The organism is Candidatus Poribacteria bacterium, from assembly GCA_021162805.1.
Classification (GTDB): domain Bacteria; phylum Poribacteria; class WGA-4E; order B28-G17; family B28-G17; genus JAGGXZ01.
On sequence record JAGGXZ010000160.1, the window covers coordinates 34672 to 52637 of the forward strand.

The window sequence follows — 17966 nt, forward strand, 5'->3', positions numbered from 1 at the left end:
GTTTTTGCGTCCTACTACACTCAGTGACAATATGAGCGATTGTCATTTATCGTCATTTAAAAGACGGCAAGGCCAATCAGGTCCCCGCTATATTTAGCGATAAAAGGATGTAAGCGAGGTTATAATCCCTCCTTCCTGGAGCATGGAAGTCGTTGTATCTTCGCCTCAGATACGGAAAGGCATCGATCAGGCACTCGTAGATCATCGGATGTCTGTTTTTGAACTCCGACCATAACCTACCCGGCTTCTCCGTATCGGTTAGCAACTCCACATCCTCGAACCCCTCCCTTCGGCAGATCTCCTCCCACCATCTAAGCTCGTCCTCCAGCTCCCAATCCTCCCTATACATGACGGGCCATACGAAGCAGTCATCCCTTATAAGCAATCCCAGGCCATCGTCGAAGACATGTATGAGATCTATCGCCTCGACCCAATCCCGCATCAGGGCCAAAAGGGCGAGGGGGATATCCTGGGGAACCCTGTGATAGTAGAACCTCTCTATCTCCTCCGCCATCCTGACCTCGATGAACTTCCTGGAATCCACAAGCGAAAGGGCATCATCCCCCTCCAGGAACAGAAAGGGGACATTGCCATTTGTGACGTCCATCATCACCGGCTCATCCTCGATTCGATACAGCAGCGCCATATGCTGCCAATAATTGGTGTATTTCTTCCCGTAGGCGAAATCCCTCTCATCGATCATCTCCCTGAGCCTTTCGACGGGAAATCCCCCCCTTGCGTCAGGCCCTGCAAGCAGATATTCGGCCTCGAATCCGAACCGGTCGGAGATCATCTTCATGGCCGAGGCTTTCTCAGAGCAGATTCCCCCGTGGCCGGCGATGATGTTTTCCAGCGTCTCAGAGCCGTCCTTATATCTGATTCGATCTCCGATGAAGCGGGAGTAGAGCTCGAAGTTCGCCTCCCATATCCTCCTTCCGACGGCCTTTAGGAATTTCCTCCTAGAGTCAGCCGACCCCAGTTTCATGATCCTCGACGCCTCCGTCCCGTAGGCTGAGACCAGCGTCTTCTCGATGAAACCATCGAACAGATCCTCGTTTTTGCGCCACTTTCTGAGGTTATACCCCCGCTCGTTCAGGTTAAATATGGCGTCCGACCGATCTATCCGCAGCTCGATCAGGAGGAATCTCTCCCGCTCGGTCTGAACCAGATCAAAGGCTATCTCCTGATCCCACTCGACGGGTTCAGTTCCGTTTGACAGATAGACCCCATCGACCGGATCGGGGAGAAGCTCACCTGATTCATCTATCTGGAAAACCCTATCCTGTATCTTGTCCGCCCAACGGATCTCATCAGCGGATATCCTCCCGCTTCGGGTGAGATCATCCACATCCGCCCGACGCAGATACTTATCCAGTAGGCCGCCGTATGTCATCGGCTCATCTTCGGAAAGGATCACGGAGAAACCCCATCCCGTCAGTATATCCGTTATTCTGAGCACTTTCTTCAACTTTTCTAATCCTCGGCTTTGGTCGGATCTATCAGAAACCCCTTTAGATCCCTTCTGCCTATTATCATCGGGTATCTCAGATTGCCTCTATCGGCGATCGTGACGGCCGATCTGATCCTAACGCCGGCCAAGTAAAACGTCAGAGGAACTTTTATCCTGAGCGTTGTGCCATTTGAGCTGTAGACGAAGACCGCCTCGATGATATCCGGATGTTTCGCCAATTTCCTCTTGATCCCCTTCGCCCTCAACTCCCTGACCTCCCTTCTCGTCAGGGTTCTCCTCAGCCCGAAGCTTTTGTAATATTCGATGGCATCTCTAAACCCCAGTTTGAGAGCCAGCCTCTCATCTATGGAGCTGGAATAGGCACCGGTATCTATTCTGGCCTTCACCTTGATGCTTTCACGGGAATCCCTGGACAGAATCTCCACGGTCTCAACCGGTCCGAGCACGCGATAGCGGCGGAGACAACCGTCAAGGGAGATGAGGACGAGGAGGATCAGGAGTGATGAGATCCATCTATTCGGAAGGCGTGCCCGCCCAGAGAGCTCCCCTCTGCAAAAGCAGCTTGAACATCTCATGTTGACACGCCTTTGGGTCATGCCCCAATGCCAGATAAAAGACCCTTCCCTTGCCCCAGGATTTCGTCCAGGCAACCGGCATCGCCTTACCCCTATAGAGCGCCGTGCATAACACATTCACGCGCGGGTCATAGTCCAGGATATACTGTTCATCGGTGACCATGAACTCGTCCATCCCTTTCGTTATAGGATGTTCGGGATCGACGACGCTCACCTGATATTGTCTGTATCGAGGATGCGTAACGAAGTGTCCACCGACCATCGCCCGATATTCGGGACATCCTCTGAAGGAATCGGCCGCGGAGTGTATCCCGACGTACCCCTTGCCGGACGCCACCCAGTTGAGCAGGCCGTTTTTCTGCTCATCGGTTATCGTCCCCACGGTGTAGTAGAAGACGATCAGATCATACGGATCCAGCGCCTTCAGCACGTCGAGATCCTCCTCCATATAGGTGATATCGAACTCCTCCCTCTCGGAGAGGATCTCCCTTATAGCCTTACCACATCCCTTAAAATCGTGTATCTGTCCCCCGGCGAAGACGAGGGTCTTTATCCTTTCCATCTCAGCTCCCCTTATCTTGACGTTTTGCAGGATATCATTCTACCATAGATCGCCGCGTTGATCAATGAGGAATTGACCTGACCGCTGAATCCTGATATACTTTGATATACCGAACGACCTTATGGGAGGAGGAATATGGGATACGGATATTGGGGAAAAGTTCTAAGGATTGATCTCAGCTCGGGCAGGATCGAGGTTGAGACGCCTGACCCGATCATATACAGGAGATATCTCGGAGGAAGTGCTTTCGGTCTTCACTACCTTCTGAAGGAGCTTAAGCCCGGGATAGATCCGCTCTCTCCCCAAAACATGCTCATATTCACCAGCAGCGTTCTGGGGGGCACCCCTCTGCCGGGGGCTACAAGGCTGAGCGTTCTGGGGAAATCACCCCTTACCGGAGGTCTGGGAGAGACGGAGGCAGGGGGATGGTTCGCACCTGAGCTCAAAAGGGCCGGCTTCGATGCCATCATCATCAGAGGCAGATCGGACAGGCCGGTCTATCTCTGGATAAAGGACGGCAAGGCGGAGATTCGAGACGCATCACACCTGTGGGGGAAGCTCACGGGTGAGGTTTCGGATATCCTCAAGGAGGAGCTGGGGGATAATCGCGTCAGGATAGCGCAGATCGGCCCTGGCGGGGAGAAGCTGGTTCGATATGCCGGGATAGTTAACGAGCTCCATCACTTTAACGGTCGAACCGGCATGGGAGCGGTTATGGGTTCCAAAAACCTGCGCGCTATAGCCGTCCGCGGCACACAGGAGGTGCCGATGTATGATCCCGAAAAGGCCAGGGAGATCGTACGATGGTTCGTTCGGGAGTATTACAAGCCCCAACCCGGCGATATGCATGACCTGGGGACGTCCAGGATAGTCAAACCGCTCAGCGATACAGGCATACTGCCCACGCGTAACTTCCGCGAGGGCTCTTTCGAAGGGGCAGAACAGATCAGCGGGGAGAGAATGAGGGATACGATCCTGATAAGACGGGGCACCTGCTACGCCTGTCCGATAGCGTGTAAGCGGGTTGTCAAGGTCGATGAAGGTCCGTTCAAGGTCGATCCGAAATACGGCGGACCGGAATACGAGACCGTCGCCTCGATGGGATCGCTGTGCGGTGTGAGCGATCTGAGGGCTATCGCTAAGGCGAATGAGATATGCAGCAAATACGCCGTCGACACGATCTCATGTGGCGTCTCCATAGCGTTCGCTATGGAATGTTATGAGAACGGGATCCTGACCAAGGAGGACACGGGGGGTTTAGATCTGAGGTTTGGAAACGCCGAGGCATTGGTGAAGATGGTCGAGATGATCTGCAGACGTGAGGGATTGGGGGATATTCTGGCCGAAGGCGTCAAGCGAGCTGCCGAGAAGATAGGTAAAGGCGCCGAGAGATTCGCCATGCACGTTAAGGGGCAGGAGGTTCCGATGCACGAGCCGCGCGGCAAGAAATCGCTCGCATTGGCATATTCGACTTCCCCAACCGGCGCCGATCACATGGAAGCACCGCATGACCCCGCCCTTGAAAATCTCGGCCCCGAGGCCGGCGATCCTCTTGAGCCCTTGGGATTGATAGAGCCGATGCCATCCCTGGAGTTCACCCCGCGTAAGGTTAAAGCCTATTACTACTGCCAGATCCTCTGGAACCTCTACAACTGCATCGATATGTGCGATTTCGTCGGCGTGCCGCTTGGTCCCTTCCCGATAAACAAACTCGTCGAATACACGCGGGCGGTGACGGGATGGGATACCTCATTGTGGGAGCTGATGAAGGTCGGTGAGAGGGCCGCCACAATGGCGAGGATCTTCAACTTCCGAGAGGGATTCACCAGGGAGGACGACACGCTGCCCGAAAGGCTGTTCCAGGGGCTCGAGGGCGGAACGCTCAAGGGAGAGAAAATAGATAAGGAGAAATTCGAAGAGCTTCTCGAGCTGTTCTATCAGATGTACGGCTGGGATCCGAAGACCGGATTCCCGACAAGGGGAAAACTGGCAGAGCTGGATCTCCTGTGGGCGGTGGAGTGATACCGCCCACCTTCTTATGTGATGTGTCGGATTCGAAAACCACAGCTCATGAAGGAATTCGAGGAACGGGTGCTGATACTTATCTCAGCCCTCATTAATTTTACTTTGTATCCCAATAAGCTTGATCCTAAAAGGCCGCCTAAGAGGATCCTCATCATCAAACCCGATCACATAGGAGATTTAATACTTGCCATCCCGGCGATTAAAACCCTCAGGCTTGCTTTCCCCCATTCCAATATCACGGCGTTGGTAGGTGAATGGTGTTTACCTCTAACGGAGCTCATCCCCGAAATAGACGAAGCGATAGGCTACAGACCGGGGTTATTTGCGAGGGATCGGAAAAGCGGGCTTCGGGAAAGGATAGGATTGCTCGCCCGTCTGTGGCACGGCGGATTCGATATGGCCGTTGATCTCCGTCCTACATGGCTCTCCGTCGCCCTCGCGGTATCGAAGCGGTTTAAATGGCGGATAGATCGATCCTCACATAGGCTTCGGATGAGGATGCGCGGAAAAACCTCGATCTGGGATCATGAGGTTAAAAGAAATCTGGAGCCGCTGAAGATGGCCGGAATCCCGACGCCCTCCCATATAAGTCTTTCCCTCACCATCCCCAGACATATAAAGGATAACGTCGATGAGATGTTCGATAAGCTCTTCACCGGAGAAACGGGACCTATCGTGGCCTTCCATCCCGGATCGCCCGTTAAGCTCAAGAGATGGGCTCCATTCAACTTCGCCGAGCTGGGTGATAAACTCTGGGAGGAACTTGGCGCCCGAATATTGCTGGTCGGATCGAAATCCGAGCTCGATATATCGCGTGAGATCATCTCGATGATGAGGCATAAACCGGTGGATCTGACCGGACGAACGGATCTTCCCACCTTAGCCGGAGTGCTTGAGAGATGCGATCTCTTCATCGGCAACGACAGCGGTCCAATGCACATCGCCGCCGCTTTGGGGATCAAGGTGATCGGTATATTCGGGCCATCCAGTCCTGAGAGATTCGGTCCCTATGGAAAAGGATGTTTGACGATCAGAGCCAAGCTCGATTGTCCCCCGTGCATGTCTGAGAGATGCCCTTTCCATACCGAGGGATGCGTCAATGAGGTAAAAGTCGAGGATGTATTCCGTGCAGCCCGCGATTTTCTGCTACACTAAGCGTAGCCAGTTACACCCCAACCGCTCGGCGGTAGTATAAGCGCGCTGCTATATCCCCGCTCTACCTGACGGAGCCTGTATTAGAATCGAAAACGTGCTCAGGGCTTAACGACAACACGGGCGGCAGCTTCGGATCGAGCCGGATCGAGTGATCCTCCAAAATTCCCTCATCAGCCTTTGTCAGTTGAAGCGACCAGGTCCTTCCCGCCAGATCCCCCGCGTCCACTTTGATCTCGGCTTTCTCCCTTTTGAGCGTGGTCTGGCCCGTGGCAACCCTGTTTCCACTGGGATCGTAGACGTTCAGCCGTACGGTCTCACCGCCGCTCCCCCAGATGAAGATCGTAAACCGCTTGATCTCCTCAGGCACCTTGAAGTACAGCCGATCGACACCATGGATGAAGGACAATTTCCTGCCTGAGTATAGCCCCACGGGGACGTTTGAGCTTATAATGGAATAAGCGCAACTGCCGGAAGTCATCCCGATCAGGTAGATCCCAGCGGTCCCCGGTGTGAACCTTACAAAGCCGTCCTTTCTGTAGGGGATGGTCCCGCTGGCCACCGTTTTCAAAGAGATATCCCTCGCCTCCCAGAAAAGAGGTGATCGATAGCGCGCTACGGGACGGTTTTCAAGCTTGATCTCGACGGGGTGACCTGCCTCGGCGGCGATCAACAGCAGATTTTCACCGCGCAGCTCCGCCTTTGGGAGCCTCACCGCCTTCCCCGTCACCTCAGGCGGCTTCAGCCGTTTAACCGACTCGACCGCCTGAGCGAAGATCCCCTGTGATATCAGACGTTCTGGTGTCTGACGGGGCTCGTGCCACGCGTTGAGTTTCCCTTCGGCTATCGCCCGGTTCGCCCATGAGAACCATTTGAAGTAGTCCGGGTGATCCACCTTATATTTTGGTCCTTCGTAGAAAACCCAATATCCACCGGTGATCTGAGAGATCATCACAGCATTTTTGCCGCAGAACTCCGGATCGGCTCCCCTCACGACCGGATCAATCCCTCCGGCATAGATGAAGTTGATACCTACCCTTTTCGGCACCTCTATCCTCTGGAGCAGTTTCTCGCGGTTTCTCCTGAGGGATTCAGCCTCCGGTAGGAGTCCCGGTCTGCCGTAGGTGCAGGCGTCGGCAAGGATCAGCGGTGCTTTCTCGGTCGCCCACTCCGGATAGATCGCCTCCACTATGAAGGGTGTTCCAGGAGCAGGATAGACACAGAACCGGAACTTAGGATTATATCTGTCCACGGCTTGGCGTAGTTCCCTACATCGCTCACGCCAGAGCTTGACCTGGAATCTCTCAAAATCATCGTGTAACCCTTTCTCCTGCAGCCATTTTTTCCTCCGATCCAGTGGCAGCTTCGGCAGATTGATCCCCTTGGCCTTGGCGAATTTCTCCATGATAATATCGTCGTAGGAGAGCGAGTAGAGATTTCCCTCTCTCCCGCCCGGGGCGTAGTTCTCGTAGTCGAGGAACACGCCTATGAGGCTGGGTATCTCGAGGCTGATCTTGGCGTATTCGACGATATAGCGGCTCATCCACTCCCATAGCTCATCCGAATTTGGACTCCAAAGCGGCTGTTCGGCTCCTATCGACCATACCATCCTTTTTCCCTCAGCCTTCTTCCCTTCAGGTGCCCTCAATGAACCGCGCATCCACACCATGTGGAAGATCCCGTATTTCCCACACCATTTAGCGACTTGTCTGACCTCCTCCATCCTGTTGTATCCGTGTCGCGGGCAGTAGACATTAAACCCAGTCTCGGCGGCCTCTTTGACCATCCACTCCTTCGTCACCCATCCCTCTTCGGGCTGCATGACCTTATCGACCAGTATCCTGAACTTGACGTTTTGACCTAAATCGTCCACGCTTATCATGGCCGAGGCTATAAACACCGTGACCAAACAGATCAGATGGCTCATAACTTCACCTCCAGTCTATTCCGGTTTTCAGGAAGTGTGGAACGTTAAACGTTCAACGCATTAACGAGCTTTTCCTCGATCCTCGACTCTTGTCCATTTCAGGAAATAATCACCCGGCATGGCGTCGAGATAAACGCATTTGCCCTCATCGGTGACCCGGATCTGTCCGATCCTCCCGCCGTTTCGGCTGAGGCTCCACATACCGGGTTCCAGATCACAAATGAGCACCTTCACATTCTCCTCCCCTTCGATCGTAAGCCGGGCCTCCTTCAACAACCGGTTCTTTTTGGCGAAAAACACGGCGTAGTTCAACACCTGTGTGCCCACCATGGTTTCGGTTTCCGACGGATCGAATATCAGAAGGCCGTTTTTCGAGATGGTCTGATGGTAATAGTTCCTCCAGTGAGGCGAGCCATACAGGTCGTAGACTCCCGTCGAGATCGCAAGCGGCCCTCGGTAGTAGATCTGAAAGGTTCCGAAGTCCTTGTGCTGATGGTTTCCGAAGAAATACTCGCCGATGCGCATATGCACCACCGCGTCCCGGCTTTCCATCCCCATATCCCATCCCGTACGCGTCACCATCTCGCCCATCGGCGATGGGAAGTATTTGGTGAGGGGAAGCTCGCTTATGGGTTGCTTCTCCGATCCAGGCTTGCGGAACAGCAGCTCAAATACGCCGCCGATATCCCCGTAGCTCCTGAAGACGCCCGAATCGGCCATCCACAGCAGATACGGATCGTCATAGTAGGTCCCCGTCAACAGCATAAGCATTCGTTTCCCGGAGCTGTCGCCGCGCTCATCGAATGTATCTCCGCTGTGCATCTGCTTCCCGTCGGGGCGGAGATGATAGATGAGCTGATAGGGGACGAACCGCTGTTGAGGGCTGAAGACATCACCGGCGCCCATCCTCCGGAAAAGCCAGCTTACGGCTATATCGTGGATGAAGCGGGTCACTATGTAGGAGTCGCCCTGATGGTGCATGTGGGATCGATAGAGGAAGTTGCGGACGGGAACGAACCTCTCGAAGAAAAGCCTGGCAGCGGCCTCATACATCGTTTTGGACTCATCATATATCGCAACCCTGACGGGAAGCTGACCGGTCAACAACCACCCTTCGGTGACGTGACCCACGACCGCCGGAGAGTTTGCCCTGGCCGGGTAACCCGGCGAGTGTGACGCTGCGATCCTCTCAAACGACTCGATGAGCTTTCTCCTCTCCTCATCGGTCAAAAGATTATAGCACCAGTCATAAACACAGGCCCCAACGTGCATATAGTTTAAAAAGACCCTGCCGAGCCGATCGGGGTTGTCCCAGTCTCCCTCCAGAGACTCAAACCATCGTTCGATAGCTTCCCGCCCTGCCTTCCCATCACCTGTTACAAGGTACAGAAAGGCCAGACAAAGAGGATGGTGAGAGCTTTTCACGGCCTCCCACGCTTTGGAAAACTCCGGCATCTCGATCTTACGCCTGATATCCGGTAGATCCTCAGGACGGACGTAGACCCGAGGATGTCCTGGCGGGACAGGGGGGATTTGAGGTCTACCCCCGGCCGCAAATGCGAGGATCATCATAAAAGCTGACACATAGATGAACTGGCTCATGGCTTCACCTCGTAGAACCGAACGATACCGGCTTGATAGGCTATTAGCAGACCGTCCTGAAACCTCAGGAACTTCACGACGGGCGAATCGCTCGGAGGGATATGCCCGATCGGTTTGCCCGTCTCGGCGTCGAAGACGAAGGCGGCACCGGGTTTAGTGCCGACGAGCAGCAGCGGTCTGCCGCTCGAGCCCAACCTACCGACCCAAAGCGTCGTGATCTTCTGGCCCAGCAGAAGGTTCCAGACCGTTCTCAGCCGTATCGTTGGACCCTTCCGCAGACCCTCAGCCTGTACGGCGATGATCCTGCCTGTATCCGTGCCGCCGAAGATGATCGGCGCTCCGCTTTCAGGGTGATACAACGCCAGGGCTCGGAAATCGCCTGCAACGCCGTTGGCCACCTCACCGGCATATTCACCCATCGCCCAGTAGGTTCGCATAGAGGAGTCGGCGCCGACCACGAAATGAGGTGTTCCCGGTCCGCCTAACAGGTTCGTCGCCACGACGCATTGCGGCAGGGGCAGCTTGTAAAGACCGTCCTTCTTGCGCCGATCTCGGTTGGGCGGATAGATGACCCTCCCATCGGAGCCGAAGATCATTCCGACGTGGTAGGTGTAATAGAACAGGGCGAGAAGCTCTCGTCTGCCGTCGCCGTCGAAATCCGCTATCGCCCCGCAACGGAAGTCGCCGCTGATGTGACCGCGGGCGTAGATGAGATAGTCCTCCCATTTGAGCTTCCCGTTCGCGTCCAGGCAATGCACCCAGTTTGCGCCGGCGACGATCTCCTTTGCGCCGTCGCTGTCCAGATCGACGATGCGCACGAAATCGGGCACCGGCGGGCCGGCCTTGTTCTCGCTCGGCTTACAGGTGAAGTCCCACCGCTTCCCGCCGACGGCATCCAGCAGGTAGAGCCTGTGATCCTCACATCCAACCGCTATCTCCGGACATCCGTCTCCGTCCACATCCCCCACCTCCAGCGCCGAGCCCGATCTTTTCATCGGGAAACGCCATAGCAACGACCCATCAGGACGGAGGGCGCTTACGCCCTTATCGCCGGCGACGATCCATTCGTCCCTGCCATCGCCGTCCAGGTCAGCTACGGCGATATCCGCTATGGTGCCGGGCACCCTCACAGTTCGCGCACGGATGGTAGGAGAGGTGGGAGCGATCGTAGTGGCTATCGGTCTGACGCCTGCGCATCGTCGTTCCGCCGCCTTTTGTTCTGCGGCGTCGAAGAGCTTGGATAACAACTCCGCCGTACGGTTTGCTCCCTCCCATCTCAGCTCATGCCGTCCCGGCTCCAACCGTATTGACTCCTTTCGCCCCACTATTTGGACGATGGTCGGCTCATCGTTCTCGATAACGCAATCGCCCCGCGTGGAGAGGAAGAGGATTACAGGTTGATCCGCCCGCAGGATCATATTCTCCGATGTTCCGAGCAGCGTCGCGCCTGAAAGGAGGATCTGGTCGAGCGTGGCAGCGAAGAGATGCGCTTCCGCCACCTCGCCCGGCGGGTCACCCATACCGTAGAGGCCGATCGGCTTGTCCTTCAATCGATCGAACACCATCGCACATCCGTCGGATGCGACCAGGAGGTCCAGCCGATCAAGCTCATCCTTCGAATCGGAGGCGATCAACATGTTGTGGAACCAGAGCGACTCACCCCGTCGGAGCCGTTTCGCCTTGTCCTCCTGGAGGATCTTCACGACCGGCTCGGCATACGGATACCATCGGCGCCATTCATCGGGGTTATCGTAGGCGAGCCGTTCGACGTCAAGCAATGCCTCGCCGTCGGAGACGATATCACAGTATTTACCCTCTTGCGTCAGCCGCATCCTCGTCTCACGGAGCTCCTCCTCGCCCAGAGCTCGAAAGCTACAGCGAACCGTGAACACCCCGGGCTCCTTTGCCCTTACGCGATCTATCACCACGAAATGCTTCCCCTTCAACCAAAAGATGGACCTCTCCCAATCGGAGCCGGAGAAATCCTCGTAGAGCGACCGGACGAAGGCCAGATCTCCGCTCTCAGCGTGATCGAGCACACGCGCCTCGTGGCAGCGGTACGATACCTCGCCGTCACGGGTGATGTAGAGTCCAGAGTGATCCTTGATGGATCGCAGCCCGTAAGTGTGATCCACGAGCCACATCCGCCCCTTGTCGGTGAGATTGATTATCGTGTTCACATCGTCGTGTTTATGGCCGGCCGGTCCCGGCGGGTAAACTTTATCCGTCGGTTTGATCCATCTTCCGGCGGTATCCAGCAGCAGATACTGTGCGTCGGGACGCCACGCCTCGCGGAAGACGATCTTATTGAACCACTGCGGCCCAGCCGGTTCCCTCGGCGCGAAGACGTACCCTTTAAGTGGAGCCCGGCCTGTGGGAGGCATCTTGTAGATGGGGAACAGGCGAAGGCCCGCCCACTTGACCGGCTCGCGAGCTTGGACGGTGAGATCGTATGGCAGCGCTATCTGAAACGCCCTTAACGACGTCGCCCGCGGCATATGATGTTGGATGATCCAGCTCAGACGGGGATCACGATAGTACCAGGCCGCCTTCTCGATCACCTGATAAGCCGCGGGCAGCATCAGTGAGGGAGAGTCGCCGAACCCGGTCGAGAGGCCAAGGTTGTTCACGGCGACCTGGGCGATGTATTCGGCATGATCCTTGGCGATTCCCGATTCCAGATATCGCAGGTCGCGGCTGGCGAAGGCGTAGGAGATGGTTGTATCGGGACAGTAGCACATGTATCCGGCGGCGTCCTCCAGGATCTGATGGGTCGAGCACTGACCGGCGTAGATCGCCCGGGCGACGTCCATCCAATACTTGGCTTCGGGAAGATGATAATACTTGTCGAAATAGCGCCACGCCTGAAAATCCCGCCATGCGGCGAAGGTTCCGTGATTTTCATCTACGACCTGGACGTAACCTCCCTTCACCAGCCGGTGTACTGCCCGGCGTTCATGACCCAGCCGTGAGTCGCGCAGGAACGCGTTGGTGATCTCCAGCCGATCCCCATCCGTCCAGACCGGCAGCTCCTCAACGATATCCCACCACCTCAACATCTCGGCTGTGCCAGGTTCCATCTCAACCCGCTCCAGACCCACCTTCAATAGGTGTCGGTTGCGGTCGAAGAAAGCCTTCATGAGCGGCGGCAGATCGGGATCTCCCGTCCAAAACCACGTCTGCGCCATTCCGGCGATAGGCCCCAGCAGATTCAGAACGTTCCCCTTCTCGATATGCCTGATCCGACCGTTTTCATCCGTGAGCTGTCTCCTGTAAAACTCCGCCGTGCGATATTGCGGCTGGCGTTTAGCCCAACCTGGTTTAGCCGGGGCGGGCAGGAACGGGAGATCGATGGGGGTGAACTTCACGTCGACAATGGGCTGGGTAAGAACGACGGTTCGGGATCTTTCGGGTAGATACCTCTCGCAGAACACGTCGACGGCCCTCCGAACCCCTTCTACGTCGGAGCCGGCGAGCACCACCACGTTGATCCCCCGGCCGAACGGGTCATGCACCGTGCGGATCACATAGCCGCCCTTGTAAGGGTAGACCGAGTCCGCCACGACATATCCTTCGCCCCACAGGGCTGCGAGCAGGCGGTTATCGTTGATGTTGCCGAGGGCGATCAAGTTGCGTTTGCCGATGTAATCGAATCGGATCTCCCAATCCTCTGAGATCACCTCATCGACGTCGATCAGCTCAGGCACCGCTCCTGTTACATCTTTCAGCCTATTCCTCAGCCGCCGGGCCTCCTTTTGGATGTATGTGTTCCGTGGGGAAACTATCACTGAGACCGCCTTCCCATCTACGATCAGGGGCGTCTCAGGGTAGAGCGGCTTTAGCTTCGTGATCTCCTCAGGTACGCCTCGGACAACGGACATCCATCCGAGCATAAGCATGACCGCCATCAGATCATATCGCATCGCCGATCTCCTTACCTAATTCAGTACGATGGCTTGAGGATCACGCCGAGCGTTTCGTTCGGCGACCGGATCAACCTCTCGCAGGCCTCGGGTGCCCGTTCAAGCGGGAGGATGTGCGTAATCAGATTGCGCACGCGCAGGCGTCCTTCGTCGATGAGCCTGATAACAAGCTGCAAATTACGGCGCGTCGTCCAACGCACGAACACGTCCGGATAATCCGCACCCCGCTCCCATGCTTCGTCGTGATATCCCGGACCTGGGCGCGATGATGCGCGCAGATCCATATTGCCGAACGCGGTTGGGAAACCAACGTTTAAGGTGGCACCGCCGACGATGGTTATACGCCCCATACGATGTGTATCGGGAGCGACCTTCATTATCTCGAGGAGCCCTTTCACCGCTTGTGTGGCATCGCCGCCGAAGGCGATTATCGCTCCATCAAGCCCGTGACCGTCCGTAAACCCACGTGCTATGGCTACGGCGTCCTCCTCGTCAACGTTCACGACGCGGTCGGCGCCGTTTTCCGCCGCCAGATGCAACCGCATCGGGAGCTTGTCCAGCGCGAGGACGTATGCGCCCGACAGACGGGCGAGTTGAGAGGCAACTTGTCCGATGATCCCAAGTCCTACGATGGCGATGTATTCGCCGATTTGTATCTCCGTGCGCCTGATCGCCTGCAACGCCGTCGCGGCGAGGTGATTGAACGCCGCCTCCTCAAAGCTCACGTTCTCCGGGATGGGCACGCACAGGTTCTTCGGAACGCATGCGTACGTTGCATGGAGGGCGTATCCTCCTCCCATACACGCGACGCGCATGCCTACCTCAAATTCATCGCATCCCTCGCCGAGGGCAACGATAACACCGGCGTTGCTATAGCCGAAGGGTTGCGCGGGCGCATCGGGCTTCGGATGCGCACGGCGCGCTTTGACGCCTCCCATTTCCGTGCCGGGGCTTATGAGCGACGCATACACCTCCACTAGCACCTCGCCCCGCCCTGGGGAAGGCATCGGACCTTCCTCAACGACGATCTGACCGTCGCCGGTAATAGCCGCATATCTCCTCGTTTTGGGAACCATCATATGCTCCTCCCTATTCCTTAGTCCCTCTGACGTATCCTCAATCAACCACCGGCTTGGAGGAATTCAAGCACGGCTTTGTTGAACTGGGTGTAACGTTCGATCTGTGGGGCGTGGCCGCATCCTTCGAAGATGATCAACTTTGCGTTTTTTATCCTGTGGTAAGCGGCATAGGCATATCTGACAGAGATGACCCTATCTTCCTCGCCCCATACTATCAACACGGGCATCGAAAGCTCGTGAAGTCTATTGATGAGGACGTATCGCCTTTTGATTCCCCAAAGGCTTACCCCGTTTCGTATGACTGAGAGGAAGGGATGTTTGATTCCCGGAAGCTTCGAGATACGGTATGCCTCCTCAACCCAATCGTCCGTCAGAAATTTCGGGTCGTAAAAGGAACTGCTCAATGCCCTGCGTAGCTCCTCCTTTGATCCCTTGCCGATCAGCACTCTCCCCAACAAAGGTATGGAGAGAATCCTCAATCCCCAGCTTACGTCCCTACCTATGAGGGCGGGATCGACGAGGACGAGCTTTTCGACCCTATCGGGATGTGAAAGGGCGAAATAGAGGGCTATCCCGCCACCTAGGGAGTTCCCGATGAGAACCGCCCGTTTGATACCGAGCGTGTTGAGGAATCCAAGCAGAAAAGCATCGAATGTCTCCACATCATACTTTATCCTGGGTTTATCCGATCTACCGAATCCTATCAGATCCGGTGCGTAGACGGAGAAACGTTTGGCGAGAACGGGGATGTTATATAGCCAGCTTTCGGCGAAAACCCCCAGACCATGGAGTAAAACCATCGGATCGCCCTGCCCGGCATGAAGGTATCTGATCCGATAGCCATCCACATTCACATATCGCTCCTCAACCTGGCTTTTGAGCTCATTAAGCGGTATGGGATGGTTTTCGGCAGCATTTATGACGAGGATCGCCAGCAGAATGAGGTTCATCTGCTCGTTTCAATCCAAGATTTGATCTCCTCCCAGCTCATCTTACCTCTGGATATCCTCTGCCTTCCCTCAGCGCCGATCGCCCGATACACGTCGGATATCCACGATGGAACGGAGTGATCGGCAAGGTTATGGATGAAGAGCGGCGCGGGAGCTATAAGCGCCCCGGCGATTTTGAGGTCCCCGACCCTCCTGATGCACGGCACGTAGAGCCTTTCGATCCATTCCTCGTCATCTTCGGCGTTGAATCTATCCATATCGACAACTACATGACTCAACTCTCCGTCCACCCCTGCGGCCAGCATCCCCCACAGTCCCGCCTCGTCGAACCCGATCAAGTTCAGCCTTTCAACTCCGTCCTGACCCCTCAGGTATGCCAGTGCCGTGAGGATATCCTGAACCCTCTCCGCCGTATCCGTTCGGTTGAAGGTGGTGAAGAACTTCACGCCTTCATCCCGCCTGACCGGCTGGGAGAGATATTCCCCCGTCATGAAAGGATCGATCGACATCACGAGGTGACCATCATCGAGGAGATCCCTAACCCTGGAATCCGGTTTCCCCTCCTCATCCATGAAGGCCGATTTCCCATGCGACGAGATCAAAAGCGTTCCATCTCCTTTTCTCTCAAGCGGGATGAACAGCACGGCAGGGATCGATTCGCCCTTGCGTGAGAGCAGCAATCTTTGGATCGCATATCCGTCACCTTTGGTCGTTCCCAGCGACTTAGCCTTAACATCCTCCGGTTCGGGTCTCTCGACGCAGAGAGCATGCCGCAGAGCCGGACACATGATCCCCTTGAACCTCCCCAGTCCCTCTTTATCCCGCGGCTTAAGCTCCTCCAGCTTCCCACGGGCCTTATCGATGAGATATCGGACGATCCCTTCAGGGTCAAGGGCGTTTTCGGGTTTGGGGTGCTCGTAAAATACGAGCAGGTCCTCCTTTTCCTCGACCTGGAACGGCCTTTCGCGCAGCTTCTCCCTATCCGTCTCTCCCAACAGCCATTTCCCGAAGAAGGTGTAGACCGCCTCTCTGCTCTGCCTGTCGTAGTTATGACCGGCCTCCACCTGGACAGATTCCACCTTATCCTCCTCACCATATAGCCTGTAGATGCTACGTATAGCAGGGTATTCCACGAAGGGCGTGTTGGCGGTCCAGTCGCCGGTGGCTGAGACCATGATTAAAGGCCTGGGAGCCATCAGAGCGGCTATCTCGACGTTGAAGGTATCGACTCGGAGGTTCGGGGCGTTCTCACAGACGCATCCCCCTTGGAAATGAGCTGAGACCATACATACCGGCGCGGCGACCTTAACCCTATCATCTACCGCCATCAGCATGAAGGTCTGTGTGCCGCCTCCTGAAGCGCCCGTGCAGGCGATCCTCTCCGGATCGACATCCTCAAGCGATTGGAGGAAATCCACAACCCTGATGCTGTTTAAAAGCTGGAGCCCCATCACGCTGATGCCCCATAGATGTTTGCGTTTATCATCGAACTCCCGATGCGGTATCTGGAAGCTGTCGTTATATCCGATCATATCATACGAAAAGACCACATATCCCTGTCTGGCGAGCGTTATGCATCTGCCGGGCACCGATCCGCTCTCCTCGTGACCGAACCTGCCCTCCCTCCAATGTCCGTGAGGACACGCCACGCCGGGGAACAGCCCCTTTTTGCCCTTAGGGCGATAGAGGTTGCCCGTCACGTAAAACCCCGGGAAGCTTTCGAAATAGACCTTCTCGATGGTATAATCCCCTCTCTCTATCCTGCCGAAGATGGTGGGATTGAGAGGTGTTTTATCGAGTTGAGGGTAAAGGCCGCAGCTTACGAATATGTGGATGCGCAGGTCGGATGCCCTTCTCTCCCATTCCTTAAGCGATCGGTAAATGGGGAAGGCAAAGGGCATATCCCCATGACGCACCTCATATAGCCTCATATCGTTAAGCCTCTCCCCCGTCGTCTGGGACAAAATCGAGGCGAGGGCTATCACGGCGGTTATTCCTATCATCTCTTCTCTCCTTCTCTTGCTCTCCTGGCTATCTCTCGTTTGCAGAACTTGAAGAAATGTCTGAAATCGTAATATCGGCTCATGATCCTTGAGACCACAAGGGATCGCTCAACGGGATCGCGCTCCATTACCATCCCGCCACGGATCGCCCTGAAGGCCAGCAAAGGATGGGCTCGATTGAGTGGAATCAGATCCACTTTTCGCTTCAGCTTTGACTCCAGCTCAGCCCCGATCTCCAGTTCCAGCTTAAAGGATTTCTCATCGCTCAGGCTCTCGTCGAGATAGATCGCCACGTCCACGTCGCTATCTTTCCTTTCGAACCCTTCCGATACCGATCCGAACAGATATCCGAAGTTCACATTGGGGAAATCTCTCAGGACGGCCCCTATCCTCTTTATGATCTCATCCTTACCCAATTTCATCCTCCAGGAATCTTATGATCTCCCCAGCGAATTCGGTGAAATCCGAGGTATTGGATCTGAGGTTATTATAGACGATCTTCGGATCGATCTCAAGGTAGCGCTATCGTTCATGTATAATGTTACCGGAATAGGGTTACCCCCATTTTTTAGACAAAAAATGGATGGAATTAAGGTGTAAACCCAACCTGCTTTGGAGATCAAAGGGAGCGAAAACCTAACTCCTCTTTGATCCCCTATTTCATCTGCCTCTCTTATCTTATCACATATCACCATCA

At 55.5% G+C, this 17966-nt stretch carries 12 protein-coding genes; 2 read left to right on the forward strand and 10 right to left on the reverse strand.

The genetic code is table 11. The features are described 5' to 3' along the window. Positions 1 to 76: 76 nt before the first annotated feature. The 3 genes from J7M22_12350 to J7M22_12360 all read right to left on the reverse strand — a co-directional run bounded on the left by J7M22_12350 (position 77) and on the right by J7M22_12360 (position 2608). Positions 77 to 1468: a hypothetical protein gene (locus tag J7M22_12350; GenBank protein MCD6507397.1), complete on the reverse strand. Its 1392-nt coding sequence runs from the start codon at positions 1466 to 1468 to the stop codon at positions 77 to 79. Between the two features lie 5 nt (positions 1469 to 1473). Further along, a complete protein-coding gene (locus J7M22_12355) occupies positions 1474 to 1896 on the reverse strand; it encodes an ATP-dependent zinc protease (GenBank protein MCD6507398.1) in 423 nt (140 codons plus the stop codon). An 88-nt stretch (positions 1897 to 1984) separates the two neighbouring features. Then, complete coding sequence (locus J7M22_12360; GenBank protein MCD6507399.1) at positions 1985 to 2608, reverse strand: ThuA domain-containing protein; 624 nt, start codon at positions 2606 to 2608, stop codon at positions 1985 to 1987. 135 nt (positions 2609 to 2743) lie between these two features. Here J7M22_12360 and J7M22_12365 point away from each other — a divergent pair, with 135 nt between their 5' ends. Both J7M22_12365 and waaF read left to right on the forward strand, forming a co-directional pair. Beyond that, positions 2744 to 4630 carry an aldehyde ferredoxin oxidoreductase family protein gene (locus J7M22_12365; GenBank protein ID MCD6507400.1) on the forward strand — a complete coding sequence of 629 codons (1887 nt, stop codon included), beginning with the start codon at positions 2744 to 2746 and terminating at the stop codon, positions 4628 to 4630. Between the two features lie 69 nt (positions 4631 to 4699). After that, complete coding sequence (waaF, locus tag J7M22_12370) at positions 4700 to 5788, forward strand: lipopolysaccharide heptosyltransferase II (GenBank protein MCD6507401.1); 1089 nt, start codon at positions 4700 to 4702, stop codon at positions 5786 to 5788. Positions 5789 to 5849: 61 nt separating this feature from the next. Here waaF and J7M22_12375 read toward each other — a convergent pair whose 3' ends face one another. The 7 genes from J7M22_12375 to J7M22_12405 all read right to left on the reverse strand — a co-directional run bounded on the left by J7M22_12375 (position 5850) and on the right by J7M22_12405 (position 17685). Then, positions 5850 to 7712 carry a hypothetical protein gene (locus J7M22_12375; GenBank protein MCD6507402.1) on the reverse strand — a complete coding sequence of 621 codons (1863 nt, stop codon included), beginning with the start codon at positions 7710 to 7712 and terminating at the stop codon, positions 5850 to 5852. Between the two features lie 60 nt (positions 7713 to 7772). Further along, positions 7773 to 9314 (reverse strand): heparinase II/III family protein, encoded by a 1542-nt coding sequence (locus J7M22_12380; GenBank protein ID MCD6507403.1) that lies wholly within the window; start codon positions 9312 to 9314, stop codon positions 7773 to 7775. After that, positions 9311 to 13237, reverse strand: coding sequence for a VCBS repeat-containing protein (locus J7M22_12385; protein MCD6507404.1), 3927 nt, complete (start codon positions 13235 to 13237; stop codon positions 9311 to 9313). The genes J7M22_12380 and J7M22_12385 overlap by 4 nt, the downstream gene beginning before the upstream one ends. 20 nt (positions 13238 to 13257) lie before the next feature. Then, positions 13258 to 14052, reverse strand: a complete 795-nt coding sequence (locus tag J7M22_12390) for a zinc-binding alcohol dehydrogenase (GenBank protein ID MCD6507405.1) — start codon at positions 14050 to 14052, stop codon at positions 13258 to 13260. Between the two features lie 305 nt (positions 14053 to 14357). After that, the gene (locus J7M22_12395; GenBank protein MCD6507406.1) at positions 14358 to 15266 is read right to left on the reverse strand and encodes an alpha/beta fold hydrolase; all 909 of its coding nucleotides are present in this window, start codon (positions 15264 to 15266) and stop codon (positions 14358 to 14360) included. Next, positions 15263 to 17269 (reverse strand): acetylxylan esterase, encoded by a 2007-nt coding sequence (locus tag J7M22_12400; GenBank protein ID MCD6507407.1) that lies wholly within the window; start codon positions 17267 to 17269, stop codon positions 15263 to 15265. Before J7M22_12400 ends, J7M22_12395 begins: the two co-directional genes overlap by 4 nt. Continuing rightward, on the reverse strand, positions 17266 to 17685 hold the full coding sequence (locus tag J7M22_12405) for a nucleotidyltransferase domain-containing protein (protein MCD6507408.1): 420 nt from the start codon (positions 17683 to 17685) through the stop codon (positions 17266 to 17268). Before J7M22_12405 ends, J7M22_12400 begins: the two co-directional genes overlap by 4 nt. Between the last annotated feature and the right edge of the window lie 281 nt (positions 17686 to 17966).